Below are 26,438 nucleotides of genomic sequence, written 5' to 3'. Positions count from 1 at the left end.
TGAATGGCAGGAGTTTGTATCCTGTTTAGAGAATATATATAACGAAAACGACGTGAACGACGAGCCCTAGTAATGACTGGGGCTCATTAAGGCTGTTGAAAGGAGTATATTATGATTGCCATTATAGATTATGATGCGGGCAATACATTTAATGTCCAGAAAGCGTTGGCCTACATCGGACTTGATGCAGTGCTAACAGCAGATCCTGAGGTTATACTAAATGCTGATGGCGTTCTCTTGCCAGGTGTAGGCGCCTATGCATCGGCAGTAGCCGTTCTTAAGGCGCGTGGTCTCGTCGATGTCATTCATGAAGTGGTAAAACGAGAAATACCATTATTAGGTATTTGTTTAGGTATGCAGCTATTATTTGAAGAGTCCGAAGAATATGGTCCAACACTAGGTTTAGGACTTATTCCAGGCAAGGTAAAAGAAATCCCTCGTGACCTTGGCCTCAGTGTACCTCACATGGGGTGGAACAAAAATACAGTGCACCATCCAGACAGTGCTTTCAGCAATGTAGACAATCAATATACCTATTTCGTTCATTCCTATTATGTAGATACAGACCCTGAATTTATTACATCCACTGCAAATTATGGCATCGATGTACCTGGCGTTGTGGAGCGCGGTAGGGTGTATGGAATGCAATTCCATCCTGAAAAAAGTGGTGTAGTAGGCCTAAACTTGTTGCGTACATTTGGCAATATTACAGAAGCCTACGCAGCGGTGAAATAATAGGAGGGCTATTCTATGTTAGCGAAACGTATTATTCCTTGCCTTGGCGTAGCAAATGGTCGCGTTCAGAATGGTGTGCAATTCCGTGATATGGTTGATGCTGGCGATCCCGTTGAATGTGCGGAACGTTATGAGATACAAGGGGCGGACGAACTTGTATTATTAGATATAACGGCTACAACAGAAGCCCGTAAAACCTTTACTGATATAGTACTCAATGCATCGGATAAGGTATTTATGCCGTTAACTGTAGGTGGTGGCATTACGTCTGTGGAGGATATGACGCAGCTTATGAAAGCTGGTGCCGATAAGGTTTCTATTAATACAGCGGCACTATCTAATCCATCCCTTATCACAGAAGGGGCAAAGAAGTTTGGCAATCAAGGCATAGTCGTGTGCTTAGACGTAAAATATAATCCTTTTGAAAAAATGTGGTATGCTTATGGACATGGCACATCCAATGATCCGGGGGCACAATGCAAAAATGCTTTAGAATGGGCGAAAGAAGCGGTTGACCGTGGTGCAGGTGAGTTATTGGTAACGAGTATCGATAGACACGGTACAGGTCTCGGCTTTGATATCGAATTATATCAAGCCTTGGCAGAGGTTGTAGATGTGCCTGTAACAGCCTTTGGCGGAGCTGGGAATATACAGCATTTTGTGGATTTATTTACAAAAACAAATGTAACTGGAGCCCTCGCTAGTGCCTTGCTACATAATAAAGTATTAACAATAAAAGATATTAAAAAAGCACTTCACGCAGCAGGCATCGTGGTAAGACAATAGATAATTACTATCAAAATAAAACGCTAAAAGCATTCTCTTATTAACGGAGAATGCTTTTTAATTATGCTTTTAACTCATAATGTACATTCAAAATGAGAAATCGATAATTGACACTTTTATGTTTAGATATACAATAATTATTGTAAGTACTAAAAGTTTAGAGAGCCAATGTGGCATGGATGTGCAAAAGATTTATCAGATATTTTTATATAACACCATGTCACACAAGACAATTGGAGGTGTTTATATGGTTATGAATGGTATTTACTTAGTTATAGCCTCCGCGTGTATTCTAATTTTAGCGTACCGCTTTTATGGGGCTTTCATAGCGGCTAAGGTGTTGACCTTGGACCAATATCGTCCGACGCCGGCTATGGTTCACAACGATGGTCACGATTACGTGCCAACTAACAAATGGGTAACCTTTGGTCATCACTTTGCAGCCATTGCAGGTGCAGGCCCTCTCGTAGGTCCTGTTATTGCAGCCCAGTTCGGGTATTTGCCTGGTGCCTTATGGATCCTAATCGGTTCTGTATTGGCTGGTGCTGTACATGATATGGTTATCTTATTCGCTTCAGTTCGCTATGACGGTAAGTCAATCGCGGATATTGCGCGCGAAGAAATCAGTAAATTAGCTGGTTTCGGTGCGATGCTTGCTACATTGTTCTTATTGATTATCACCCTTGCGGGTATGGCTGTAGTAGTAGCTAACGCATTGCATAACTCCCCATGGGGGTTCTTCTCCGTATTTGCTACAATTCCAATTGCAATTTTCATTGGTATTTATTTGAAATGGTTGCGTCCTGGTAAAATCCAAGAGGCTACTATCATTGGTGTAGCGTTAATCTTCGTAGGCATTATCTACGGTCCTAACATCGCAGCTAGCGAATATGCTTCTTGGTTCACATACGACTTGCAAACTATTGAAATTATGCTTGCCGTGTATGGTTTCTTTGCAGCAGCATTGCCAGTATGGTTATTGCTCGCTCCTCGTGATTATTTGTCTACATACCTTAAAATCGGTACAATTGGCGCCTTGGCTCTCGGTATTATCATCGTAATGCCTGAAATCCAAATGCCAGCTGTTACTCCTTATATCTGGGGTGGCGGTCCTGTATTGAAAGGTTCTGTATTCCCTTACATCTTCATTACTATTGCATGTGGTGCGTTATCTGGTTTCCATACTGTTATTGCAACTGGTACAACACCTAAAATGCTTACTAATGAAAGAGAAATCTTACCTATCGGTTATGGCGCAATGTTAACAGAAGGCTTCATCGCTATGATGGCGTTGATCGCAGCGACTGCATTGCATCCAGACGATTACTTTGCTATTAACTCCACAGTAGAATCCTTCAAAGCGTTAGGACTTCAAGTTCATGAATTGCCAGCGTTGTCCGCAATGGTTGGTGAAGACTTGATGCACCGTCCTGGTGGCGCCGTATCCTTAGCAGTAGGTATGGCTCATATCTTCTCCAGATTGCCTAACATGGATCACTTGATGGGTTACTGGTATCACTTCTGTATCATGTTCGAAGCCTTGTTCATCATGACTTTGATCGATGCTGGTACTCGCGTAGGTCGTTACTTACTTCAAGAATTATTAGGTCATTTCCATCCTAAATTCAACGACCAACATTGGGCTCCTGGCGTATATGGTTGTGCAGCTTTAATTTGTATCTTGTGGGGCTACCTAGTTCTACAAGGTAACATCGGTATTATTTGGCCTCTATTCGGCGTATCTAACCAATTATTAGGTACTATGACATTGGCTGTAAGTACTACAGTTATTATGCGACTTGGCCGCAAACGCTATGCATGGGTTACAGGTATTCCATGTATCCTAATGGCTATCGTTGCTATTGCTGCAGACTTTGAAAACGTATTTAACAGCTATATCCCAGCTGGTAAATGGATCCTAGTAGCATTCAGTGCTGCCATGTTCCTCATGATCCTTATCGTATTAGTAGAAGCAGTTCGCAGCTGGATTCGTTTGTCTGACATTCCTCAAGACTATCGCACTCAAGAAGAAATTGAAGCTGAAAGCCTTGTAAAATACGGTAAACAAGCAAAAGCATAACATCTTAAAGATTAAATAGAAAAGACGAGGTTTAACCTCGTCTTTTCTATTTCTTTTTTCTAGATAATGCTTTATAGCCTTATTATTTTTAAAGATTAGTGGAGCTATTTTATTTTAATGGGACACTCCTTTCAATATTCAGGCCGATATGTTTTGGGGCCCCATTAAAATAAAAATATAAATGCATCATGATATAATAATGCTATGAAATATTACATACGTTCCTATTGGACAAAATATAAACAATTGTATAAGAAAGGCCTAAAAGGCATTGCTGCTTTTCTTGCCATTGGAGCGATTATTTTCTTTGTATTGGCTACAATAGCGAGTCGTGGGATGGGTGTTATCTTCAACGAGGTTATGGCGCGACAAACGATGATGCGTGGTTCTGTAACCGTAGAGAGTTTAACTGCAACGCCGTGGGGGACATTATCCTTTACCGATTTGGTGTGGAAGGACCCTGAAGGTCGTGAATTGCTCACCGTTCCCAGTGGTAAGATACGCGTTAATATGTGGGACGTAGTCACTCGTAACTTTAAGGCTTCTGCCATAAACGGAATCGAGCTAAATGATGCGACCATTGTAGTCGATTTAGATGATAACAACCGGCTCGACTTCGTGCCTGCCTCACCTGATGTGAATAAGCCTCTTGATGAGGTGGAGCCGCGACCTAAGCCGCCTAAAAAGACGACGCAAGATCGGCAAGAGGAATTGGCTAAAAAGGTTCGTAATTTTAATTGGGAAGGTCAACATTTGGACCTTACCATTACACTTAGAAATAATCAGCTAGAAATCTTTCAGAAAAATCGTCACTATGTGATGAAGAATGTAGAGGCTAAAATCCATCTTGATAGTAAGCGCGCTATTCGCATTGATATGGAAACCGGTAAGTTTGGTGGAACCGCTATTGGTGATGGAATGACACTAAAAGGTCGCGTTGATTTAAAGGATGTGTTAAAGCATCGCATGCCTCAGTTAGATTTACAGTTTGATGTGAAAGGTGTGGACCCCGCCTCTCTTGGTTTTGGCGATGATATTCACGATGCTATGACCTTGCTGACGCGAGTAACTGGTGATTTTAATCGACCGTTGGCTAAAGGCCGTGTAACGATGCCTATTTTACGTATTCCTGCGCTTACCTTTGAAAACGTAGTGGGTGATGTGACGTACCAAGATGGCATTTTAAATTTTGAAAATGTTAATGCTAATGTATATAGTGGCAAATTAGAGGCAAAAGGTGTATATAATCTAGATACAAGAGCCTATACGATTACAGGGATAGCAAAGGACCTTGATAGTAGTGAGGCTCTTAAAACACCTGAATTTGTTGTACCGGTGTCGGCTAATTTGAACTTTAAAAGCGAAGGCTTGCCTCGTGATATGGAGGTGTGGGGTAATTTCTGGTCTGGAGAAGGCCACTATATGCTTATACCGATCCAAAGCATTACTGGGAACTTTCACAATAAGGGGCGGCATCTGTCCTTTAGTGATGTGAAGGTGAATACGAATATTACGACCATTTCCACAGATGCGCTTCGCATCGATAATGGTCAGCTTACAATGGGGCCACTCAATATTACGTCCCACGGGGGCAGTAATTTTATCATCTACGACGAATCCTTCGATGAGATCGATGAGAATATGGATCGGATTAAAGCTGGCATGAAGCAAGCTGGCGAAAATAGCAAACGTGCATCTGAGTCGTCTAAAGATCTCGATAACTTTAAGCCTCCTGAGGATTTAAAAGCATCCTTTGATAATGTAAAACGCCAAATGGATGGGGTGAAAGATGCTTTCAAAGGTATCAAAATAAAGTGATAAATGAAATATAAATGATATTAACTCTCTTTCATTGTGCGTTTATGTAGATAGTTTATAATAAATCTCCGTTATCATAATTTTTGATAAAATACTTTTATGTTATTTGGAGGTTTTTTATGAAAGCATCAAAACAATTCTCTATCGTTTTGGCAGCAGCTGTACTTGCTTTTGGCGCTGTTACAGTAGCACCACAACAAGCAGACGCTTCTTATGGCTACAAATATACTGATTCCCAACGTCCACCAGTATCTACTCCAACAGGTTATGTTAATCCAGCCATGGGTTCTACAGTAACTGTTACAGATCCTGCACCTACTACAAATAAATTAACTACTCCTAAAGCTAGTACTACTATTGAAAACATTACTGTGACTAATGTTGCACCAAAATACTCTGATTACAATGATATTGCAGCATACTCTCTAGCAGTAGCTGACTATTTCATGGCGAAGATCATGGCTATATATGGTAATGGTAATACGGCACTTAACCGCTATGGTTTTGGCAAATAATTGATTTTGAAATAATCATTTCAGTTACATTTACAGAATAAAAAGGTCCCTTGTAGACTGTACACCCTAAGATTATATCTAATGGGGGAGCAGTCCATTGGGGACCTTTTGTTGTATGCCTAGGGATTAGCGATCTAAGCCATTTCGACGTTGGTATTCGGATTTTTTATTAGACTCTGTATCGCCTGTTGTTGTATCTTTAGCTAACGAATTTTTGATTTTAATAAGCGGTTTTTCAGTCGCTTTTGGATCTACTTTCTTTACATCCTTTTGGGATGGCGGCAAGAAGGTGCTGAGGTCGTTTTTGTGAGATACCTCTGTATTTGTAGTAGATGCCAATTGTACACGTTGAGGGGCGATAAAGATTTCATCCTTTGTAACACGTACTTCATTCAATAATAATTTGAATACTTGTGGTTTTACAAAGATAGTGCCGTCTACCTTACGAGCTGCAGGCAAGAAGGATTCAGATGTATCAAGGTTGATAACCTTTAATTTGCCATGGCGTACAACTTCTGCAGAATTTGGTTGAATTGCTAATGTAGCGATGTTCATATCTACCAACGCTGTTTTAGTAGGTTCGTCCCACGCTACTTTATAGCCCAATGCTTCAGACACTTGGCGCAATGCTACGAGCGGTTGACCATCTACGTAGATTACATTTTGCTGACCATTAATAGGCTCAACAACCTTGCCATCTACATTGATGTGATGAGCAGTCGTAACAGATGCTGGCTTTTCAAGATTCATAGCAGGACCTGGATTTTCCATGCCAATAGCTGCCTGTGCAGGCTGTACTGTGCCAAATGTGAAAGTCAAAGCACCTACAGCGATGCTAGATAAAATAAGCTGTTTTAATTTCATAAGTGACCTCCATAAGGTGTTATATTGTTCTGAATAGATTAACATTACCAAATGTATATGAAAATTTTATCATAAACTTAAATTTTATACAATTTAAATGAGGGTGTATCGCACTCATTATTTAATAGTTTTTAATTGAATAATGTTTAAAATAATTTTATACTTTACAAAAAAAACTTTAATTGTGTTATTCTGATGATACGTATTTCATGAATTTGTCATGATTAGTGTTGTTAGAGTATGTTTATAGGAGAGTTTTGTGAATATAAAACGCTTAGTTCTTCTGAGTTTAGGTGTATATAGCCTGTCTATGCCTTTAATGGTACAGGCTGCTGATCCTGTTATACCTATGACTCAACAAGAGCAATTACAACAAGACCGAGATACTCAACGAGAACGTAATCTTCGCCTCGATGCGGAGCGCGTAGGAACCGTTGTCAGTGAGCCGGCACTTATAGACGTACCTTCAGATAAGAATGGTGCGTCTTTTTATATTAAGCAAATACAGTTAGATGGTGTGCCTAAAGAATTATCGTTTCTAAATAAGATTGCTCGTAAGCATGAGCAAAAACATGTGACTGTATCAGATATTACTAATATTCGTAATGCCTTTCAACGTAAATTACTAGATAAAGGCTATGTTACCTCTCAGGTATATATTCCAGAACAAAATTTAAATGCTGGAACTCTACAATTTATGGTTATGCCTGGTCGAGTGGAAGATATTCGGTATAGTACTTCTTCAGCACATGGTCCTTGGCGCACTGCATTTCCTGTGCGGCCTGGAGATATCCTTAATATCCGAGATGTAGAACAAGGCCTGGAGCAGATGAAACGCGTATCATCTCAATCGGTAACAATGAAGTTACTTCCAGGTACATCTGTTGGTACTTCTATTATTGAACTATCGATTAAACAGGATAAACCAGTACATGGATCCATTAGTTTCGATAATAGTGGTCTAGAGTCTACAGGGGTATATCAAGGTAGTTTTACAACATCTTTTGACCAAGTGTTCAGAGCTAATGATACCTTTACTATGGCGTTGTCCGGGGACCTTAGCGGTGCGGGTAGTATAAAAGGAACTCGCGCAGCTAGTCTCAATTATGTGATACCTCATGGGAAAGATACGTTTAGTTTTAGCTTTTCTAAATCAAGATATCATCAAACTATTCAATCTAATCCTTATGATTTCACATACGGTGGTAAGTCCACTACTATGAAGGCGAAATGGAATCATGTTTGGTCGCGTACACAACGTGAGAAGCGTGCATTTGATATTTCTATTAGCACACGACACAATCATCGATTTATCAATGATATGGAAATACCTGTGCAAGCTTTACGTACCACTTCAATGGAGTTTGGTGTTTCTAATCGTAAATATATTGGGAATGCTACGCTGTATTCTCGTTTGGGATTCCAATGGGGGATAGGTGCACTTGGTGCACAATCTGAACATAAGGCATCTGTTGCTATGGGAGGTCCTACATCTAGATATCATATGTGGCTTGTAGATGTAGATTATCGCAAACCATTTGTTATGGGCCATCGACCTGCATCCTTTACCTCTTCATTCCATGGACAGTGGGTTCAAGGTGGTAAACGAGTATATAGTGTAGATACTATCAATATAGGTAATCGATATAGTATCTATGGCTTCGATGGTGAATATACGCTTATGGGTGATAGTGGTTGGTATGTATGCAATGAAGTATCATCTATGATTCCTCGCCTTAATACGGAAGTATATCTTGGGCTTGATGTTGGGGCTGTATATGGTAAAAGTACAGAAGCTTTAGTCGGCAAAACAATTGCAGGCACTGCGCTTGGTGTACGGGGTAACTATGCATCAGGTTTATTGTTTGATGCGTTTGTTAGTACCCCTTTATATAAACCGCAAGGGTATCATACGAAAAAGTTTTATAGCGGATTTACCGTAGGGTACAGATTCTAATCTCAATATAATTATGACTATATATGTGTTGAACTAGCATGTGTTGAGCTAGTATTTATATAATTGGAGAGTTGTATGTGTAAAACAAATCAAGAACGACGTACGCTAGGACGAAAGATAATGTCTTGGCTAACCTTTGGTGTATTTGTAGCATCTCAATCGATGGTGTTGGCTGCACCAATTACGCCAGATAATAATGCTGTTGTTACTGAACGACCGTTAGTTCAGGAAACAGCTAATCAGATTCCACTAGTTAACGTGACGGCCCCTACTAATGGTGGCGTCTCTATGAATAAATATGATCAATTTAATGTAGAGAAACAAGGGGCTATTTTAAATAACTCATATGTAACGAGTAAAACAGAACTTGCTGGCTATGTGCAAGGTAATAGTAACATGGTGAATGGGACTGTAAAGGTTATCGTAAACCAAGTTACATCAGATACACCGACATCTATGAATGGTTATTTAGAAGTGGCGGGGCAAAAAGCCTCCGTTGTGGTTGCTAACCCTAATGGCATTACCGTTAATGGTGGAGGATTCCTTAATACGGAGCATGCTGTGTTAACTACAGGTAGACCAGAATTAGATAGTGCTGGAAATTTACAAAATTACCGTGTAGAACAAGGCAAAGTCTCTATTGAAGGTAAAGGCCTTAATGGAAAAAGTGCAGATTCTGTGTCTATCTTGGCGCGAACTATTGATGTAAATGCAGGTGTTTGGGCAAATAAACTCAATACTCGTACTGGACAAAATAATATTGACGCCAAGAATTTAAAGGCTACAGCTTTAGACTTGTCGGCTACTGAAACAAAGCCGACGATTGGCTTAGATGTGGCTACAGTTGGAGGGATGTATGCGAATCATATTACTATGGTCGGTACTGAAGCTGGTGTAGGTGTTAATCTTAATGGTGTAGTTGCAGGGACTCAATCTGTTTCAGTAGATGCTAATGGTCATCTATCTGTTAATGGTACGCTTCAATCGGATACAAGTCTCGTGGCTAAAGCAAACTCTATACAGAATACAAAGACAATTGCTTCTGGTGGAGAGTTAGGTTTAGAAACAAAAAAGTTAACTAATACAGGACATATTACATCCGTTAAGAATGGACATATCAAGGTAGAAGAAACTTTAACTAACAAAAATACCATGGCAGCTGGTGCTAATACTCAGGGCGCTGTGACAGGTAATGGTTCTTTGTCTATTGAGGCAGGTACTGTTCGTAATACTGACGCGGTAATTGTATCTGGTGGCACTACAACAATTAATAGTAAAGAACTACATAATATAGAGAATGGTCGCATTTATGGTGGAAAAGTAGCGATACAAACTAAGGTACTCGAAAATCGTAAGAATGTAGCGTTAGAATCTAAATTAGATGCTGCTATGGCAGATATGAAGGCTGCAGAAGATAAGCTTGAAGCAGCTTATGCTGTAGATACTACAGCTTTTACATCAAAAACTGAACAAGATGAATATTTGAACCGAATCAAAGAACTATCTCAAGTATATGATGAAAAACTTAAAGCTGTTAAGTTAGTACAAGAGGAATTATCTGCTCATAAAGGAAGTACTATTGCAGGTCGAGAAGATGTAACTATTGAGGCGGATTCTATCTTGAATAGAGAAAAATCTCTTATATATAGTGGTGGCACTATGACATTGGATGGCCACGACACATTGCACAATATCGGTGGTACTATTGAGGGATTAGGAAAAGGTGTCATCCGAAGTAAAGACTATCAAAATAAGAACTCTTCTTTTACAGCAAAACGAGTTAGTCCTGAAATTGAAAAAGGTCTTTCTGGTGCAAGTAATGATGCTATGCTTACAGAGCAAGAAGATCAGATTTTAATTACAGATAAAAATCACAGTGAGCGTGGTCAAGCCTTTAAAAAGTCTGAGTTTAGTTCTTTAACTAGCGGCTATGGTGCCTATCATGATCATGGAAAATCATCACCTATGCCAATTTATGAAGCTGCAGAATATGTTACTGTAGAACAAATTACACCTGAAGAGCAAGCGGCTGGTGAAGAACCAATTCCGGCAGAATATATTGGCACACAAGTACCGTCATATGCCTATGATGATCCAATTTTTAAGGAATTTGGCATTACATCTATGACGACAGAGCGTCCTCAAACAGCAGGTCCTGAACAAGAGGCATGGGATGCACAATTTAAGCCGATTTTGACAACGTTGAATGATAAAATTAAAGTTCATAATGCAAAGGCTCAATTGCATAACCAAAAAATCTCTGGTGTGGCTAATGAAAAAATTAATGATTATACTATAATTCGAACTAAGACTATGACTTCTCATGAAGAAGTAAAAAATAGTACACCAGGTGTAGTACGCTTTGGTGGAGATATGTCATTTACTGGAAATGGTACTAATGAAAATAGTCAAATGGTTGTAGGTGGTACGTTAGCTACTACGGGTGCTATTAATCAAGTTGCAAAAGAAAATCAAGAAGTGACTAATACATTTGGCACTACAGAAGCTACGTATACCTATAAAAGAAGATGGCCACATAAATCTTGGCGCCGAGGTTATAAAGGGCAAGTATTTATGACGCCACAAGTAGACAAAGAGAATCCAATACCACTTGGGGTAGGCAAGAAAGAAGACAAAAATGGTAAGGCAAAAGGTGAGGTAGGGGCTAATCACCGTAAAGAGGTACAAGACTTCTTAAATCCATTTGCACAAGATAGCAGTAATGATGCATCTAAACCAACAGCAGGAACTAATATTTTGTCATTGCCTACAGAATCTTTGTATAGAATACATCCTGAAAGTACTGCTAACTATGTAGTTGAAACAGACCCACAATTCACAAATAAAAAAGCCTTTTTATCATCTGATTATATGTATAAAGAGATGAAGACAAAGCCTGAGAATATTGAAAAACGACTAGGAGATGGTTTGTATGAGCAGACCTTAGTTAGAAATCAGATTGTCTCTGGTACAGGGTATAGATTCCTTGATGGGTATACAGATGATGAAAGTCAATTTAAAGCTTTAATGGATGCTGGTATTGCATACGCCAAACAACATGGTATTGCTCCAGGTGTAGCGCTGACGGCAGAACAAGCAGCTAGTCTCACTAGTGATATGGTCTGGCTTGTAAAAGATGTTGTTATGGTAGAGGGTAAACCTGTTGAGGTAATCTATCCTAAAGTATACCTTAAACAAAGTGATAGATTGCAGTTACATACTGACGGGACCTTAATTAGTGCTAATACATTAGTTATGAATGCAAAGGAAAGCATCCGAAATGAAGGTGCGATTCAAGGCAAAACAGTAATCCTTGCATCTGATAAAGATATCATTAATAGTGGTCACATTAATGCAGAAAAAGTTGGTTTGCAATCGGATAGAACTATTTACCAACAAGGTCAAGTTGTAGGGCGTGATGCTGTAGAATTACAAGCAAAAGAGAATATCACTTTTAACAATTCTATTGAACATTTAACAAACCAAGATGTTTTACATAAAACAGCAGGTATTGCTGTAACTGGCGATAAAGGAGTTATGATTGTCTCTGCTGGCAATGATGTAAACCTAGGTGGTACAACTATCGAAGCATTGGGTAAAGAAGGTGGTATCACTATTACAGCTGGACATGATATTAATAGTACTACAGATACTCTTACTGCTAAAAAAGATATGACTCAAGATGGCGATAATTATTTACGAACCTATCGTCAAACTGAGCTGGGAACGACAATAGAAGCTGGTGGAGATATATCTATTGGTGCTAAACATGATGTTAAGGCTCGTAATTTGACCGTTAGCAGTGACTCTAGTGCTGTAAAAGTCATTGGTGAACATGACGTATCTATTGAAAATGGATACAGTGAATCTAAGGATGCATTTGCGTTAAAATACAAAGAAAAAGGTCTTCTTAATAAAAAAGAAACTAAGATCAAAACGAATGATGAATCTAAAAATGCATTAATGAGCACACTTAGTGGTCACACTGTAGTGGTGGGTGCTAATAATGATGTGACACTTACATCTTCTAATATAGTGAGTACCGCAGGAACATCTGTATTAGCAGGTCATGATGTAATAACTGATGCAGCGGCAGAGCATACTTTAAGTACCGCATCTAAAGATGTAAAAAAATCTGGTGTTATGGGTGCTGGTATGGGTATCATGATTGGTAAAAAACAATCGAAAGATAACTATTATATTGATGAAACTACCCATAAAGCCACTACTTTAGGATCTACTGATGGTAAGGTTACTGTACAAGCTGGTGATACAGTTCATTTGACTACGACGGATATTATAGCGGATAAAGGTATTAGACTTAGTGGTCAAGATATAGTATTAGATGGCAAGGAAGATCATTACCTTTCTAAAGAAAGTCACGAATATAAATCTTCTGGTCTTACGGTGAGTCTTGGAGGCTCTGTTGCGAATGCTATTAATACAGCTTATGGGTTACAACAAAAAGCTAAAGGTCGTGAAGATAAACGTTTGGCTGCACTAGAATATATGGAAGCAGGAAAAGAACTAAAAACAGCAACTGCGAATATTCACGATTATAAAAGCTATACTGCGGGTTCTGTATTAAAAAAGGGAACTGAATTAAAAGAGCTGGGACAAGCCCAATTAGCATCTGCCCAAGAGCTTAAAAATGCTTCTCTTATGAATCGATATGCGAATACAACAACAGCAAATGTTACTGATTATAAAACTAAAGTAGGCGAAGCTAATATAAGTAAGGGAAATGCAGAGTTAGCTGATTTAGAAAATAATCAAGCTGGATATAAGGCTAAGAAACGTGCTAAAGCAGATAATCTTGTAAATATTCGTGTAAGCATTGGCTCTAGCAGTAGTCGAAGTGAATCTTCCTATGAAGCAAACACATTTGATGGAGGCTCTATTGAAAGTAATGGAGATATTATAATTGAGGCTAATAGTGCAGACTCTATCAAAGGAAATATTAAAGCTGTTGGTGAAACAATTTCAGGTAAATCAGTCAAATTAGTGGCTTCTAATGATGTATCTTTACAAGCGGCAACGAATACAAGTGAAAAGCTTGAAAATGCTAAGAGTAAAGGCTGGTCTGTTGGGGCTAATATTAGTGTTACTGGTGGCGGTATACTTGGTTTTGATGCAAGTGCTAATGCTGCAAAACAAAAGGGTAATACAAAGGTAACAACACATACTGGTACTACTGTTGTAGGTACGGATGCTGTTAATATTACATCAGGAAAGGATACCTATATCAGTGGCTCCAAGGTAATTGGTAAATCTGTAACAGCCGACGTAGGTGGAAATCTTTCTATTGAAAGCTTACAAGATACAAAGACATATGTAGGTGAAAGCTCTAATAAAGGGTTTAGTGTATCTACAAATGTGGGTTCTCTAAGTAATGTATCTATGAGCTCAAGCAAAGGTAAAATGAAAAGTGATTATGCAAGTGTTACTGATCAAGCGGGGATATATGCAGGTGATGGTGGATTTGTAATTAACACGGCTGAAACAACATCTTTAACAGGCGCAGTTATAGATAGTACAGCAGAGACTAATAAAAATAAATTATCCACTAAATCATTGGATGTTAAAGATGTTGAAAATACGGCAGAATATACGTCTCGTAATGTAGGTATGAGTTATAATCATGTAGGTAATTTTAAGAACCTTAGTAAAGCAGGAAAAGATGCTGTGTGGAATACATTAGGCACATTACCTAATCTGTTACCAGACTCTAGCAAATCTACTTCTACTACTACAAAATCCGCTATTTCAGATGGTACAATAGAAGTACGAGATGCTGGCTTTAATATGCAAACACTGTCTCGAGATACAAAAGATAGCTTGAATAAGCTTGATGAAATCTTTGATAAAAAGAAAATTGAAGAACGTCAAGAATTATCTAAGTTATTTGCAAAAGAAGCCTTTGGACAATTACATAATTGGAATCCAACCTCTAAAGAAGGTAAAGCTGCAAAAGCAATAGCTCATGGTGTAGTCGTTGAAGTATCTGCTCGTATGGCAGGGAATAAACCGGGTAGTGGGTTTTATGCTGGAGCTACCAATGAAGCATTAATTGGAGAGATTCAAAAAATTGCAAAAGAAAAACCTGATGTAGCTCAAACATTAAGTGCTTTATTAGGTGCTGCTGTAAATGGTAGCTTAGGTTATTCCCCTGTAACAGGTGCAGCTGAAGCACAATATGGAACTAAGTGGAATCTAGAGTTAACAGAACATGCAAAAGATGTTAGATTAAATGGATATTTTGATTTTAAAAAGACTTTTGATGAAGAGTATTTAGAACAACTTGCGGAAGGTAACCCTTATAGCGAGGAGGAGATAAAAAAAGCATATAATGATTTGTTGTTTGCACATAATCATGCAGAGGCATTTGGTCTTACCCCTGCGGCAAATGATCTACTTGGTTTTTTCTTAGATGAAAACCCCAATGCACATGGTATTATTGCTGTAGATTATACAGAGCATGGTTACCCAATTTATACATTTGGTCCTAATTCGGTAGTAAATCAGACTTTTAGATCATCAGAATATCGTGCGATGAATCTTCACATATTAGGAGATGCCTATCGTAATACTAATGCTTCACAAGTATCTATGCCTACATATATAAATTCTCATAATTTTTATGTCTATGGAATGGATCCTGCTTTAGCCTTAGGGCGTGCTGCTACAATTACGACTTATAATAAGTCTAGTGGAGATGATTCAATCATTACTATAATAGATAATTGGAATCATGATAAAATGTTAGCAGAATTGGTTTCGTATCCGAGAATTTATGAAGCTGCTTATATTTTACAGCAATCAGGATATAGACGGACATTTGGATTTAAAACAACATATGATTTTTATGTAGATTCGAAAGATATTGAGGAGATGTTATTCTATGTATAAATTTATCTTTCTTCTTTTGCTAGGGGGTATTATTTTTTCACAGTATGCATTGACCTTCATTAACTATGATTATAATAAATATTATACTTTTGGAAGATATAAATTGCATGCCAATCATACATTTGAAGATACGTGGCGGGATAATGGGTTTGAGCAACATATTTATAGTTATAGCAAAGTAGGAGATAAGTTATATCTTTATGGAGAGTCTGGAATAACTATTATTACGATGAATGTTATAAATCCTAAAATTATAAAGATTCCGAATGGAAGATATTATGACTTCGTTCAGACATATGGAAAGTTCAGTATATATACTAACTCATTAGAAGAATTATCTAACATATATGGGAATGATTTTATTGTTTTAAATCGCTTAGAAGCATTAGATAGTAATGACTACTCCATTGTCAGAGAGATTATTGAGCAAGGCAAGGATAAAGCAAAGGAATCATCCTTGTTTTGATGAATTATTAGCAATATATAGGACTGTATGCTAATAATATTTCCATAATAGAGCAACAATCAAAATTAAAACTCCTTGAATTTCATTCTATAGAAAAATTATAATCAGATTATAATTTTATACTCGCCTAAAAGAAACCGATGAGGTGGAGATAAAAATAGGAATGCACTCACAGAGAGCGGGATTAGCTAAGAACCCGTAGTATGCAGCTTATTAAATGGACCACCGAGGGCGCATGGAAAAGAATGAACTTTCATTCCTAGTATGGTGTGACGTCACACGAGCGTTAGTCGTGAGGGATATTTTAGTAGCCTGCGAAAGGGGAATGCACTGCATTCAAACAAGGTGGTACCGCGATTTATAGCATAATACAAGTATTTTCTAATAATTGTATAAGAATAGAACTATAGACTCGTCCTTGACGTTATGTTGTCATGGGCGAGTTTTTTATTGTCTTTAGACTGGTTCGTGACGTAGTCGCGAATCATAAAACCACCCGCTATGCGGGTACGGCAACGAAAGTTATACAAAAAATCACCTTGCTTAAGTATAATGTAGGTGTTCAAGCCGCATTATATGCAAAAGAAAGGTGATTTTATATGGCAACAAAGACACAGAGTCTTGCGCACACAAAATAGTTATCCAAATACCACATAGTATTTACACCTAAGTATAGATGTAAAGTTTTATATAATCAATATAGAAATAGTTTACGTGAAATATTGAGGCGTTTATGTGAATATAAGGGCGTCAAGAGTATAGAGGGGCGCTCATGGCAGATCATGTACATATGTTAGTATTAATCCCACCCAGAATAGCAGTATCATCTTTTATTGGATATTTAAAAGGTAAAAGTGCACTTATGATGTTCGATAAACACGCAAACTTAAAGTATAAATTTGGAAATAGTCACTTTTGGTCCGAGGGATATTATGTTAGTACAGTAGGTCTAAATGAGGCAACAGTAAGAAAATATATACGTGAGCAAGAGTTACATGACCAAATGAAGGATAAGTTAAGTGTAAAAGAATATGAGGCCCCCTTTAAGGGTAGCAAATAATACATATCCTCTTTGAGGGGAAGGTTACGAGTTAATGGCTATGCAGCTTGAACGTAGTGAAAGCCAGAGCCTTTAGACGCTGGCCTAGTACTACGGACTTATAGCCCGTGAGCAAACCACCCGTTTTAAGGGTGGTTCTGATTCCGTTTATTTGAGGTATGAGGGCATGTTATAGCTATGTTATTAGATGCGTTAGTTGATGCTAACTGTTTAACTAGACTGAGGTAAGACTTTTTTTGCATTACGTATGATATAATTTATTTATATTGAATGATTACGCAGAATTTATATTTTATAGAAAGAGGTTCCTTATGGCATCCGGCAGATCTGAAAAAGAGTTACAAGGGGTAACGATGTTAGGTCACAAGACCGATTACCCTACTGATTATGCACCACAGGTGTTAGAGGCGTTTGATAACAAACACCCAGATAATGATTACTTCGTTAAGTTTAATTGTCCTGAGTTCACTAGCTTGTGTCCTATGACAGGTCAACCTGACTTTGCCACAATCTATATTTCTTATGTACCTGATAAGAAAATGGTGGAGTCTAAGTCTTTGAAATTGTATCTATTTAGTTTCCGCAATCATGGGGACTTCCATGAAGATTGCATCAATATCATCATGAAAGACCTTATCAAGTTGATGGATCCTAAGTACATCGAGGTATGGGGCAAGTTTACGCCGCGCGGTGGTTTGTCCATCGATCCATACGCAAACTACGGCAAGCCTGGTACAGATTGGGAAAAGACGGCAAAAGAGCGCCTTCATTTCCATGATATGCAGCCTGAGCGCGTAGCATACCGTTAATATGGCATACGAATATTTAACAATGGTCACATCGTTCATAATGTTTTTTATGATCGGTGTGATCTTGTCTATACACCCTGCATCCATAATCGTAGGGGAGCATACGAAGTTATCACATCTGAGTCGATGGACTCGGTGGAATGGGTATCTTATTTTTATATTGACCATGTTTATTGTGGATGTACTCATAACGAATGGCCTATATGCTGTATTTTATGATGTGTATGGCAATCTATCTGTTCTGCGTGAGCTGGCTATTGATCCGATGGCTATATTCTTTAGTGAAAGCTTCCAAATAGGCGTTGTTATCGTCTTTGTTCTAGTGTTGCTACAAGTGTTAGGTCTCGTCGATTTGGCTCATGGTGAAAGAAATTTATCATTTCACTATGACCAACTACATCAAGGCAAAGACCAACCGTCTTGGATGGAACGGTACATGGTGCATACAAAGGGCACGTTGGGTTCAGGTATGGTTGGTCTGCTTTATATGTTGCGGATGACCATGAGAACTATGTGGTCTTATATTATATGTCTTATATGGTTCAAGTTTATAGCTATACTCACTAATGTGTTGCTTTCACCAGTCATCAATCGTTTAATGCATGTTGAATTGATGACATCAACGCATATCATACTGGACCCTTATGTAGCGACATATTTGATAGCAGGCTTCCTATGGGGCTATGTAGCACTGCACTATGATATAGACAAGGCTTATAACCTAGCAAATAGCACTGTAATAGCCATCATTCCACGGCTTACCGTTATACTAGGGGCAGTCATCTTTATTGGGCTTGCGTTAGCTATCATTATGGTGCCTGTTACCTGGGGTGTGGTGGTAGATACACTGACAAATTTATAAATAAACCTAGTTATTTCCTATATTTTTAGGGTTTTAAAAGCGGTTCTCATTCTCTTGACAATGCATAGATGCAGGTGATAGAGTATGAGTGTATTTATGAGAATACACAAATGGTTATATCCAGTGTATAGAGAATAACAAGGTGGAAATCATATCGTCCTTGGGATGTTCCTGAGGACGATTTTTATCATCTATCGCCAAAAGGAGGATCAGATGAGCATAGTCACAAATCAAACAACTAAATTGATTGGTAAAACTCCGGTATATCAATTACCAAATACCAATATCTATGTAAAACTTGAAAAATATAATGTAGGCGGTTCTGTGAAAGACCGTGCAGTACTTGGCATGTTGCAAGATGCTAAAGAAAAAGGACGCCTTCACGAAGATAGCATTATCGTAGAGGCTACAAGCGGTAATACAGGCATTGCTCTTGCCATGGTGGGCGCCATCTTGCATATTAAAACTGTAATTATTATGCCTGAAAGCATGAGTAAAGAACGCCGTGAGCTCATTAAGGCCTATGGTGCGCAGCTCATCTTAACACCGAAAGAAACGGGTATGAGAGGTGCTCTTGAACGAGCTAATGAAATTTTAGATAAATATCCAAATGCTTTCACATTGGGCCAATTCGTAAACCCTGCAAACCCAGATATGCATTATCGTACAACTGGTGCTGAAATCGTAGAGCAAGTGCCAAATGTAGATGTATTCATAGCTGGTATCGGTACTGGCGGCACTTTCACAGGCGTTGCAAAACGTTTGAAAGAACATAATCCTAACTTGAAAGCCATCGCCGTAGAGCCAACAGGTTCTCCAGCCATTACGGAAGGCAAGGGCGGCCCTCACAAAATTCAAGGCATTGGGGCAGGCTTTATTCCTGAAAACTTTGATCAAAGCTTGATGGACGGTGTACAAACCGTAAGCGATGAAGAGGCTTTCAGTGAAGTGCAAACCTTTATGCGTGAAAGTGGTGTTTCTATTGGCCTTTCCTCAGGGGCGGCTATCGTTGCGGCAAAGCGTATTGCTCGTGAAGAGCCAAAGGCGAATATTGTGGTGATTGCGCCAGATGGGGTAGAAAAATATTTATCCCTTTTGGACTTTGCCAATAATGAATATGTAAAGTAACGGATTTCGCATAGATAAAGCATCTTATGTATAGGAATACATACCACATATGTTGTATACTATATATTATATATGAGTAGAGTTATTTGAGATGGAGTCGCTATGATACAAGGTTTACGCGAATTATGGGGCAAAATTCAATATAATATTAAACGTGTAATGGATTCTGACCCGGCAGCAACAAATGTGTGGATGGTCATTTGGACATACCCGCATATTACAGCCTTGTTCTGGCATTTCTTTGCGCATCGCCTCTATAAGGCGGGATGGCCAACCTTGGCTCGTCGCGTAGCACTTCATTCTCGTCACGTAACCGGCATTGAAATCCATCCAGGTGCTACCATCGGTCGTGGTTTATTTATCGACCATGGCATGGGTGTCGTTATCGGTGAAACGGCAATCGTAGGGGATAATGTGACCTTGTTCCACCAAGTGACGTTAGGTGGCATGTCCTCTAAAAAGGTAAAACGCCATCCGACCATCGAAGATGAAGTACTCATCGGTACAGGTACGAAAATCTTAGGCGATATTACGATTGGGGCTCGTACCAAAATCGGTTGTAACCTCGTTATTAAACACGATATCCCTAAAGATATGGTTATCTTTGAAACAGATCCAGAAAATATGTATGTCCGTAAACCTCGTCGTACTAATAATGGCCAGGCAGAGGAAAAGAAAATTCCTGATGATTACATAGAATACTATATTTAATATAGTGTAATAAAACCGCATATAATATAGAAAGATAGAACCTCTAACTATTAGTTGAACTAGTAGTTAGAGGTTTTTTTATAAAAATATTCAAAAAAATCGATTTAATGTATTGACAAGGAAAATCATTATTGGTAAAATAAATTATGTAATCAATACTGATTACAAATTAGATAAACGAATTGATGGCATAGAAGCCGACTGGGTTTATTCTGCTTTTTGAATAAACTATATTTGAGAATTAAAAGAAAAAGGAGAATTACTATGAAAAACTTACAACAAGTAAACCAATATTTAGCAGATCTTTCCGTATGGAACGTAAAATTACATAACCTACATTTCAACGTAACAGGTCCACAATTCAAATCCATTCACGAATATTTGGAATCCATCTATGATGAAGCGTTTGAATACTTCGATGCAGTAGCAGAACACGTGAAAATGCAAGGTCAATTCCCATTGGTTAATTCTGCAGAATACGCTAAATTGACTAAAATTGAAGAATTGGGTCAAGAAGATATCCCTCAAGCGAAAGTAATTGAAATTCTTCTTAAAGACTTCAAATACATGAATGATCAAGCTGTAGCAATCCGTGCAGCTGCTGATGAAGAAGGTGACTTCTTGCTCGTAAGCATGATGGAAGATCACGTTGCATACTATGTAAAACAAATCTGGTTCATCGAATCCATGTTGAAATAATACGATTGACAATGCCTTATTGGGTATGATATGATTACCCAGTAAAGCATGGAGGATTACTCAAGAGGCTGAAGAGGACGGTTTGCTAAATCGTTAGGGCGGGTTACCGTCGCTAGGGTTCGAATCCCTAATCCTCCGCCATGCTGAGACCTCACATCACGCGATGTGAGGTCTTTTTGTTTATTGTGGAATTTACTGGGGATGGACCTAAAGGTGTAAGGGCTCAAGTGAGCCTGAGGTCTTGTGAATATTGATTTATACAGGTGTGTAAGGTTATAGAGTTGACGTATGACAAGGGGTTTCATATAATAGATTGTATAAAATGTAATTTTAAGGAGACTCTTATGAATATAAAATATACACGTCACATGAATTTACTTCGTCGCGCTGTTGGCATCGGTGCATTATGTCTCGTTGCCTCTGTTGGTTTCGCACATGCTGAAAGTATTGCTATTCCAAGCGCACGTCCTATGGTAGATGGCGTGAGTGCTGATGTAGAAACTGTTAGTAGTTCTAGCAAAGCTCAACATCATGTGAGTGCAGGTGTGATTACACCAAATGATTGGACGTATACAGCATTACAAACACTAGTTAAGCACGGTGCTATTACCGATACACATGGTTTTGCCTTTGATGGTAATACAAGCTATACAAAGGATGAACTCATGCCGCTTATCGACGAAGTTGTAACTAAACGGGAGCAAATGAACGAAAACGACCGCCAATATGCGTTGCGTATTTATCAAGAAAATATGCGTGATGTAATGGATTATCGTATTGCTCGCGATAAGAAGGTTACCCGAGAGCGCCGTCAAAAATTAGACGAAAAACGTGCTGAAAAAGCTAAGAAATCTGGTAAAACATACCAAGTATCTAAATCTCAACAAGAGGCTTTAGATGCAGCTAATGACGAAGTGGCAAAACCAGAAGAGCGCGCGTTAACTGATGAACAAATCAAAGAAAAAATGAAGAAGTTCAAAATTGATGACTCTCGCGTTAAAGTAAATAATAATGTGCGCATCCGTTATACCGGTGGTAAGGATACAAAATCTAAAACCGATGCTCGTATGCAAACGGAGATGACTTTCACTCTATAACCCTATTTAAGGAGTTATAATGATTGATTTTTTAAAGAAACAGCTGTTTACCGTCCACCAAAACGGTAAGCAGCAGGTGAGCGAGGTCTTTAAATATATAGGACCTGGCATCATCGTAACGGTTGGGTTCATCGACCCTGGCAATTGGGCGGCCAATCTCGCTGCTGGTGCTAGTTATGGTTATGAACTATTGTGGGTAGTTACGCTATCTACGATTATGCTTATTTTATTGCAACATAACGTGGCCCACTTAGGCATTGTACGAGGCCAATGTTTATCCGAATGTGCTTATGAATTCTTGCCGCGTTACGTGTCTAGGTTCGTATTGAGTACGGCGGGCATTGCAGCGGCAGCGACCGCATTGGCCGAGTTTATCGGTGCAGCCATCGCATTGAAAATGCTTTTTGGCATTCCTCTTTTGATAGGCAGTATCTTGACGGCTGTAATCTGTACCATTATGCTCATTACCAATTCCTATCGGAAGCTAGAGCGTATCATTGCAGGATTCGTATCCCTTATTGCGTTGGCGTACCTCGTAGAGGTCAATATGGTCAATGTAGATTGGGCAGCAGCTGGTATTGGTTGGGTAGATCCTAAGGTTCCTAATGAATCGATGCTCGTTATTTTGAGTATCTTAGGGGCTGTTATTATGCCTCACAATTTGTTCTTGCACTCAGAAATCATTCAAAGTCGCCAGTTCAACACACAAGATCCTTCTGTAATGAAGCGCCAATTGCGTTATGAATTTCTAGACACCCTATTATCTATGGGTATTGGCTGGATGATTAACTCTGCCATGATCTTATTGGCGGCGGCAGTGTTCTTTGCTCATGGCATTGAAGTAACGGAGCTTGAACAGGCTGAGGAGTTGTTACGACCTCTCATTGGACCTGCAGCAGGTACAATCTTTGCTATCGCATTGCTCTTTGCGGGCTTTGCATCGTCTGCTACGGCAGGTATGGCAGGGGCGAGTATCTTTGCCGGTATGTTTGGTGAGTCTTACGATATGAAAGACTTCCATACAAGATTAGGCTTGGCATTAACTTATATTCCAGCATTGCTTTTGATTGTATTCGTTACTGATTCATTCCAAGCCTTGTTGATCTCTCAAATGTTCTTGAGCTTGCAACTGCCTATTACGATTTTCTTGCAGCTCTATATGACAAGTAGCCGCAAGGTGATGGGGCAATATGCGAACCATACATATACAAATGTACTATTATGGGGCATTGGCATTGTAGTAACCGTTATGAATATCTACTTACTCTATGTAGGCGCATAACATATAAGCTCATCATTTAAAGCTAATAATGATAGAGAAAAAGACCGCGTTGGCGGTCTTTTTTCATATTCCGTTATGTATATTGATTATGTAAAAAGCGTATCCAAGAATACCCATGGGGTCTATAAAATATGTTACAATTAAAGATAGCATAAATCTGTAGGGAGAATTCCCTCACCAGTGTAATAGATAGAAATTAGGAGGACCTAATGGCAGACGAAGTAAAAGTACAAGATGGAATGCAATCTGATTTCAGTGTTGTAGTAAACGATATTGCAGAGGAATTATTAACGCGCCTAAATATGGATGAGGATGGCTCTATTATCGACATGTTCCAAACAGGTTCTTTTGATCCTTGGCAATTATTCGTATTCTTTGGCGCTTTAGAAAAAGCGCTCGTTGATTTTAGAACAGATAAACGCAAGAAAACTGTTATTGTTCATGCCCAACCTGAGGCCCTTATCGGCATTGGCCGCGTAGTGACACCTGTATCCACTATGCTCGAGCATGTGTTGATGTCTCGCTTGAACGACATGAGTGAAGGTCGTTTGGAAACAGGTATGCTTACAGTATCTGCTGAAAGCATCGATTACGAAGGTGTAAACCTTAAAGGTCGTCACGTTGTTATCATATGTGACCTTGTAGACGAAGATTCTGATTACCTCAAAGAATGCATTAGATTATGTAAAGAATTGAAAGCTAGCCACGTAGTGGCTGTGCCTCTTATGTTGTGGAATCCTGAGTTGATCGACAATTTGACAGAGGAAACTATCAAGGCGGAGTTATCCCATGAAAATCGTCCTCTCTCCTAGTAAGACTAAAACGATTACCCCAGCTACTATCAACGACGGGGCAGTCAATCCTACGGTCTTAGATGGTCAATTCCAACCGCACATCACACAAGACATTGTAAAACATGTGCAATCTCTCGATGTGGCGGCCCTTGGTAAGGCTTTAAAATTGAAGGATGATAAGGCGCAGGCGCTCTTTGATTTCTATCAAGATTTTGAGTCTCATCCTGTAGGGCGTGCTTGTGAAAGCTACGATGGCATTGCTTTCAAATATTTAGACTGGTCGAACTTGTCTGATGAGGCTAAGGCCTTTGGTGAAAGCCACCTCGTTGTGATGTCTGCCTTGTACGGCGTTGTAGAGCCTACGATGGGCGTTAGAGACTATCGACTAGATATGGTCGATAAGGTAGGTATTAATTTATACGATACGTGGCGCGAAGCTGTGGATGCATACTTTCACAAGGAAGATTGGATCCTAAATCTAGCGTCTAAAGAATATGCGAAAATGGTGAACCATCCAAAGGTGGTAACCGTTGAGTTTTGGGAATTGCGAGGCGACACATTTAAACAGATGAGTACGTCCTCCAAAATGAGTCGTGGCATGATGGCTCATGCATGTTTGACGGAGCAAGTGAAGCATGTAAGGGATTTGCCCCGTGAAATTAATGGATTTATCTGTGTTACAGATATTGAATCCATTACGATACCAAGCGAATCGATGATGGTTCGTTATGAAAGGAAGTGATTGTTTGCAAGTGCAAGACATTCTTGCAAAAGACCTCGTTGGCGATGAATGGCTAACAGAGGATGAGCTAAGATTTCTCATGTCTGTAACTGATGAAGAACAGTTGCAGTTAATATATAAAAAGGCTTATGAAGTGAAGGCGAAATATGTAAAGCCTGTAGCGTACTATCGTGGCCTCATCGAGTTCTCGAACCGATGCATCAAAAACTGTAATTACTGCGGTATCCGTCGTGAAAATGACAAGACGGAACGCTTTGATATGAATCGTGAAGATATCATCAAGATGGCACAATGGGCGTACGACCATGAATATGGTTCTATTACGCTCCAATCTGGTGAACGCTGTGATGATGCCTTTGTGGATTATGTGGTGGATTTAATTCGCGATATTAAAGCCATTGGCGATGGTTCCCTTGGCATTACGATGTGCGTAGGGGAACAAAGCGAAGAGGCGTACCGCCGCATGCGTGAAGCCGGCGCTAGTCGTTATTTATTGCGCATTGAAACAACAAATAAAGAGCTATATCATAAAATTCACCCTCAAGATGAACTACACTCTTTTGAAACGCGCGTTGAATGTTTACGTAGCTTGCGCCGCGTAGGTTTCCAAGTGGGTACAGGTGTTATGATTGGTTTGCCTGGGCAAACCGAAGAAGATCTTGTAAATGATATCTTGTTTTATCGCGATATGGATATCGATATGATCGGCATGGGTCCGTATGTGGTACATCATGATACGCCGCTAGGCCAAGAGGCATTGGCGATGGGCATCGATGATGAAGCAGGTAAATTGCGCCGTATTCAATTGGGCCTAAAGATGATTGCGTTGACACGGTTATTCTTGAAAGACGTAAATATTGCAGCTACAACAGCATTACAAGCACTTGATAAATTAGGTCGTGAAAAAGGCCTTGCTGCGGGTGCTAATATTTTGATGCCTATCATTACCATTCCGGAACACCGTGCAAAATATTTGCTGTACGATAATAAACCTTGCGTAGATGATAATGCAGACAAATGTAAAGACTGCTTAACGCGCCGCGTAATGTCCATCGGTGATACCGTAGGTTGGAAGCAAAATGGCGACTCCAAGCACTACGGAAAACGTACGGGAGAGTTTTAGA

At 39.3% G+C, this 26,438-nt stretch carries 19 protein-coding genes, 1 tRNA gene and 1 pseudogene; 20 read left to right on the top strand and 1 reads right to left on the bottom strand.

What is annotated here, in order from left to right:
- Positions 1-111 precede the first annotated feature (111 nt).
- From hisH to LKD20_RS01355, 5 genes are all read left to right on the top strand, one after another.
- Positions 112-735, top strand: a complete 624-nt coding sequence (hisH, locus tag LKD20_RS01375) for an imidazole glycerol phosphate synthase subunit HisH (protein WP_227283427.1) — start codon at positions 112-114, stop codon at positions 733-735.
- Between the two features lie 15 nt (positions 736-750).
- The gene (hisF, locus tag LKD20_RS01370) at positions 751-1,521 is read left to right on the top strand and encodes an imidazole glycerol phosphate synthase subunit HisF (protein ID WP_005387501.1); all 771 of its coding nucleotides are present in this window, start codon (positions 751-753) and stop codon (positions 1,519-1,521) included.
- A gap of 247 nt (positions 1,522-1,768) precedes the next feature.
- The gene (locus tag LKD20_RS01365) at positions 1,769-3,601 is read left to right on the top strand and encodes a carbon starvation CstA family protein (RefSeq protein ID WP_081442687.1); all 1,833 of its coding nucleotides are present in this window, start codon (positions 1,769-1,771) and stop codon (positions 3,599-3,601) included.
- A gap of 204 nt (positions 3,602-3,805) precedes the next feature.
- Complete coding sequence (locus LKD20_RS01360) at positions 3,806-5,419, top strand: AsmA family protein (protein WP_009351863.1); 1,614 nt, start codon at positions 3,806-3,808, stop codon at positions 5,417-5,419.
- Positions 5,420-5,538: 119 nt separating this feature from the next.
- Entirely contained in the window at positions 5,539-5,934 is a 396-nt protein-coding gene (locus LKD20_RS01355) for a hypothetical protein (protein ID WP_009352164.1), read from the top strand.
- 126 nt (positions 5,935-6,060) lie between these two features.
- Here the strand turns inward: LKD20_RS01355 and LKD20_RS01350 are convergent, their stop codons facing one another.
- Positions 6,061-6,798 (bottom strand): stalk domain-containing protein, encoded by a 738-nt coding sequence (locus LKD20_RS01350; RefSeq protein ID WP_227720652.1) that lies wholly within the window; start codon positions 6,796-6,798, stop codon positions 6,061-6,063.
- Between the two features lie 259 nt (positions 6,799-7,057).
- Between LKD20_RS01350 and LKD20_RS01345 the strand changes: the two genes are divergently transcribed.
- The 15 genes and pseudogenes from LKD20_RS01345 (at position 7,058) to hydE (ending at position 26,437) form a co-directional block, all read left to right on the top strand.
- Complete coding sequence (locus LKD20_RS01345; RefSeq protein ID WP_227720651.1) at positions 7,058-8,755, top strand: ShlB/FhaC/HecB family hemolysin secretion/activation protein; 1,698 nt, start codon at positions 7,058-7,060, stop codon at positions 8,753-8,755.
- 75 nt (positions 8,756-8,830) lie between these two features.
- Entirely contained in the window at positions 8,831-15,664 is a 6,834-nt protein-coding gene (locus tag LKD20_RS01340) for a two-partner secretion domain-containing protein (protein WP_227720650.1), read from the top strand.
- Positions 15,657-16,130, top strand: coding sequence for a hypothetical protein (locus tag LKD20_RS01335; protein ID WP_227720649.1), 474 nt, complete (start codon positions 15,657-15,659; stop codon positions 16,128-16,130). The genes LKD20_RS01340 and LKD20_RS01335 overlap by 8 nt, the downstream gene beginning before the upstream one ends.
- Positions 16,131-16,783: 653 nt before the next feature.
- Positions 16,784-17,190: pseudogene (tnpA, locus tag LKD20_RS01330) on the top strand (IS200/IS605 family transposase).
- Positions 17,191-17,501: 311 nt separating this feature from the next.
- Positions 17,502-17,999 (top strand): preQ(1) synthase, encoded by a 498-nt coding sequence (gene queF, locus LKD20_RS01325; RefSeq protein WP_038124640.1) that lies wholly within the window; start codon positions 17,502-17,504, stop codon positions 17,997-17,999.
- A gap of 166 nt (positions 18,000-18,165) precedes the next feature.
- A complete protein-coding gene (locus LKD20_RS01320) occupies positions 18,166-18,861 on the top strand; it encodes a hypothetical protein (RefSeq protein WP_227720700.1) in 696 nt (231 codons plus the stop codon).
- A gap of 213 nt (positions 18,862-19,074) precedes the next feature.
- Positions 19,075-19,989, top strand: coding sequence for a cysteine synthase A (gene cysK, locus LKD20_RS01315; protein WP_024066061.1), 915 nt, complete (start codon positions 19,075-19,077; stop codon positions 19,987-19,989).
- A gap of 102 nt (positions 19,990-20,091) precedes the next feature.
- Entirely contained in the window at positions 20,092-20,700 is a 609-nt protein-coding gene (gene epsC, locus LKD20_RS01310) for a serine O-acetyltransferase EpsC (RefSeq protein WP_005387517.1), read from the top strand.
- A gap of 264 nt (positions 20,701-20,964) precedes the next feature.
- Positions 20,965-21,399 (top strand): Dps family protein, encoded by a 435-nt coding sequence (locus LKD20_RS01305; RefSeq protein WP_005387520.1) that lies wholly within the window; start codon positions 20,965-20,967, stop codon positions 21,397-21,399.
- A 50-nt stretch (positions 21,400-21,449) separates the two neighbouring features.
- Positions 21,450-21,540 (top strand) — tRNA-Ser (locus LKD20_RS01300).
- A gap of 203 nt (positions 21,541-21,743) precedes the next feature.
- Positions 21,744-22,496, top strand: a complete 753-nt coding sequence (locus LKD20_RS01295; protein ID WP_227283435.1) for a hypothetical protein — start codon at positions 21,744-21,746, stop codon at positions 22,494-22,496.
- 19 nt (positions 22,497-22,515) lie between these two features.
- Positions 22,516-23,778 (top strand): Nramp family divalent metal transporter, encoded by a 1,263-nt coding sequence (locus LKD20_RS01290; RefSeq protein WP_227720648.1) that lies wholly within the window; start codon positions 22,516-22,518, stop codon positions 23,776-23,778.
- Positions 23,779-23,987: 209 nt separating this feature from the next.
- Positions 23,988-24,590 carry a hypothetical protein gene (locus LKD20_RS01285; RefSeq protein ID WP_227720647.1) on the top strand — a complete coding sequence of 201 codons (603 nt, stop codon included), beginning with the start codon at positions 23,988-23,990 and terminating at the stop codon, positions 24,588-24,590.
- On the top strand, positions 24,568-25,314 hold the full coding sequence (locus tag LKD20_RS01280; RefSeq protein WP_227720646.1) for a YaaA family protein: 747 nt from the start codon (positions 24,568-24,570) through the stop codon (positions 25,312-25,314). The genes LKD20_RS01285 and LKD20_RS01280 overlap by 23 nt, the downstream gene beginning before the upstream one ends.
- Positions 25,301-26,437, top strand: coding sequence for a [FeFe] hydrogenase H-cluster radical SAM maturase HydE (gene hydE / locus LKD20_RS01275; RefSeq protein ID WP_005387530.1), 1,137 nt, complete (start codon positions 25,301-25,303; stop codon positions 26,435-26,437). The genes LKD20_RS01280 and hydE overlap by 14 nt, the downstream gene beginning before the upstream one ends.
- Position 26,438 lies beyond the last annotated feature (1 nt).

Origin of the sequence: Veillonella fallax, from assembly GCF_020687175.1 — a bacterium.
Taxonomy (GTDB): domain Bacteria; phylum Bacillota; class Negativicutes; order Veillonellales; family Veillonellaceae; genus Veillonella; species Veillonella fallax.
This window is presented reverse-complemented; position numbering and strand designations above follow the sequence as displayed.

Bases quoted from the DNA above. Each gene is read 5' to 3' on its own strand.
- hisH (WP_227283427.1), top strand. From the start codon at position 112: ATGATTGCCATTATAGATTATGATGCGGGCAATACATTTAATGTCCAG.
- hisF (WP_005387501.1), top strand. From the start codon at position 751: ATGTTAGCGAAACGTATTATTCCTTGCCTTGGCGTAGCAAATGGTCGC.
- LKD20_RS01365 (WP_081442687.1), top strand. From the start codon at position 1,769: ATGGTTATGAATGGTATTTACTTAGTTATAGCCTCCGCGTGTATTCTA.
- LKD20_RS01360 (WP_009351863.1), top strand. From the start codon at position 3,806: ATGAAATATTACATACGTTCCTATTGGACAAAATATAAACAATTGTAT.
- LKD20_RS01355 (WP_009352164.1), top strand. From the start codon at position 5,539: ATGAAAGCATCAAAACAATTCTCTATCGTTTTGGCAGCAGCTGTACTT.
- LKD20_RS01350 (WP_227720652.1), bottom strand. From the start codon at position 6,798: ATGAAATTAAAACAGCTTATTTTATCTAGCATCGCTGTAGGTGCTTTG.
- LKD20_RS01340 (WP_227720650.1), top strand. From the start codon at position 8,831: ATGTGTAAAACAAATCAAGAACGACGTACGCTAGGACGAAAGATAATG.
- LKD20_RS01335 (WP_227720649.1), top strand. From the start codon at position 15,657: ATGTATAAATTTATCTTTCTTCTTTTGCTAGGGGGTATTATTTTTTCA.
- queF (WP_038124640.1), top strand. From the start codon at position 17,502: ATGGCATCCGGCAGATCTGAAAAAGAGTTACAAGGGGTAACGATGTTA.
- LKD20_RS01320 (WP_227720700.1), top strand. From the start codon at position 18,166: ATGTTTATTGTGGATGTACTCATAACGAATGGCCTATATGCTGTATTT.
- cysK (WP_024066061.1), top strand. From the start codon at position 19,075: ATGAGCATAGTCACAAATCAAACAACTAAATTGATTGGTAAAACTCCG.
- epsC (WP_005387517.1), top strand. From the start codon at position 20,092: ATGATACAAGGTTTACGCGAATTATGGGGCAAAATTCAATATAATATT.
- LKD20_RS01305 (WP_005387520.1), top strand. From the start codon at position 20,965: ATGAAAAACTTACAACAAGTAAACCAATATTTAGCAGATCTTTCCGTA.
- LKD20_RS01295 (WP_227283435.1), top strand. From the start codon at position 21,744: ATGAATATAAAATATACACGTCACATGAATTTACTTCGTCGCGCTGTT.
- LKD20_RS01290 (WP_227720648.1), top strand. From the start codon at position 22,516: ATGATTGATTTTTTAAAGAAACAGCTGTTTACCGTCCACCAAAACGGT.
- LKD20_RS01285 (WP_227720647.1), top strand. From the start codon at position 23,988: ATGGCAGACGAAGTAAAAGTACAAGATGGAATGCAATCTGATTTCAGT.
- LKD20_RS01280 (WP_227720646.1), top strand. From the start codon at position 24,568: ATGAAAATCGTCCTCTCTCCTAGTAAGACTAAAACGATTACCCCAGCT.
- hydE (WP_005387530.1), top strand. From the start codon at position 25,301: ATGAAAGGAAGTGATTGTTTGCAAGTGCAAGACATTCTTGCAAAAGAC.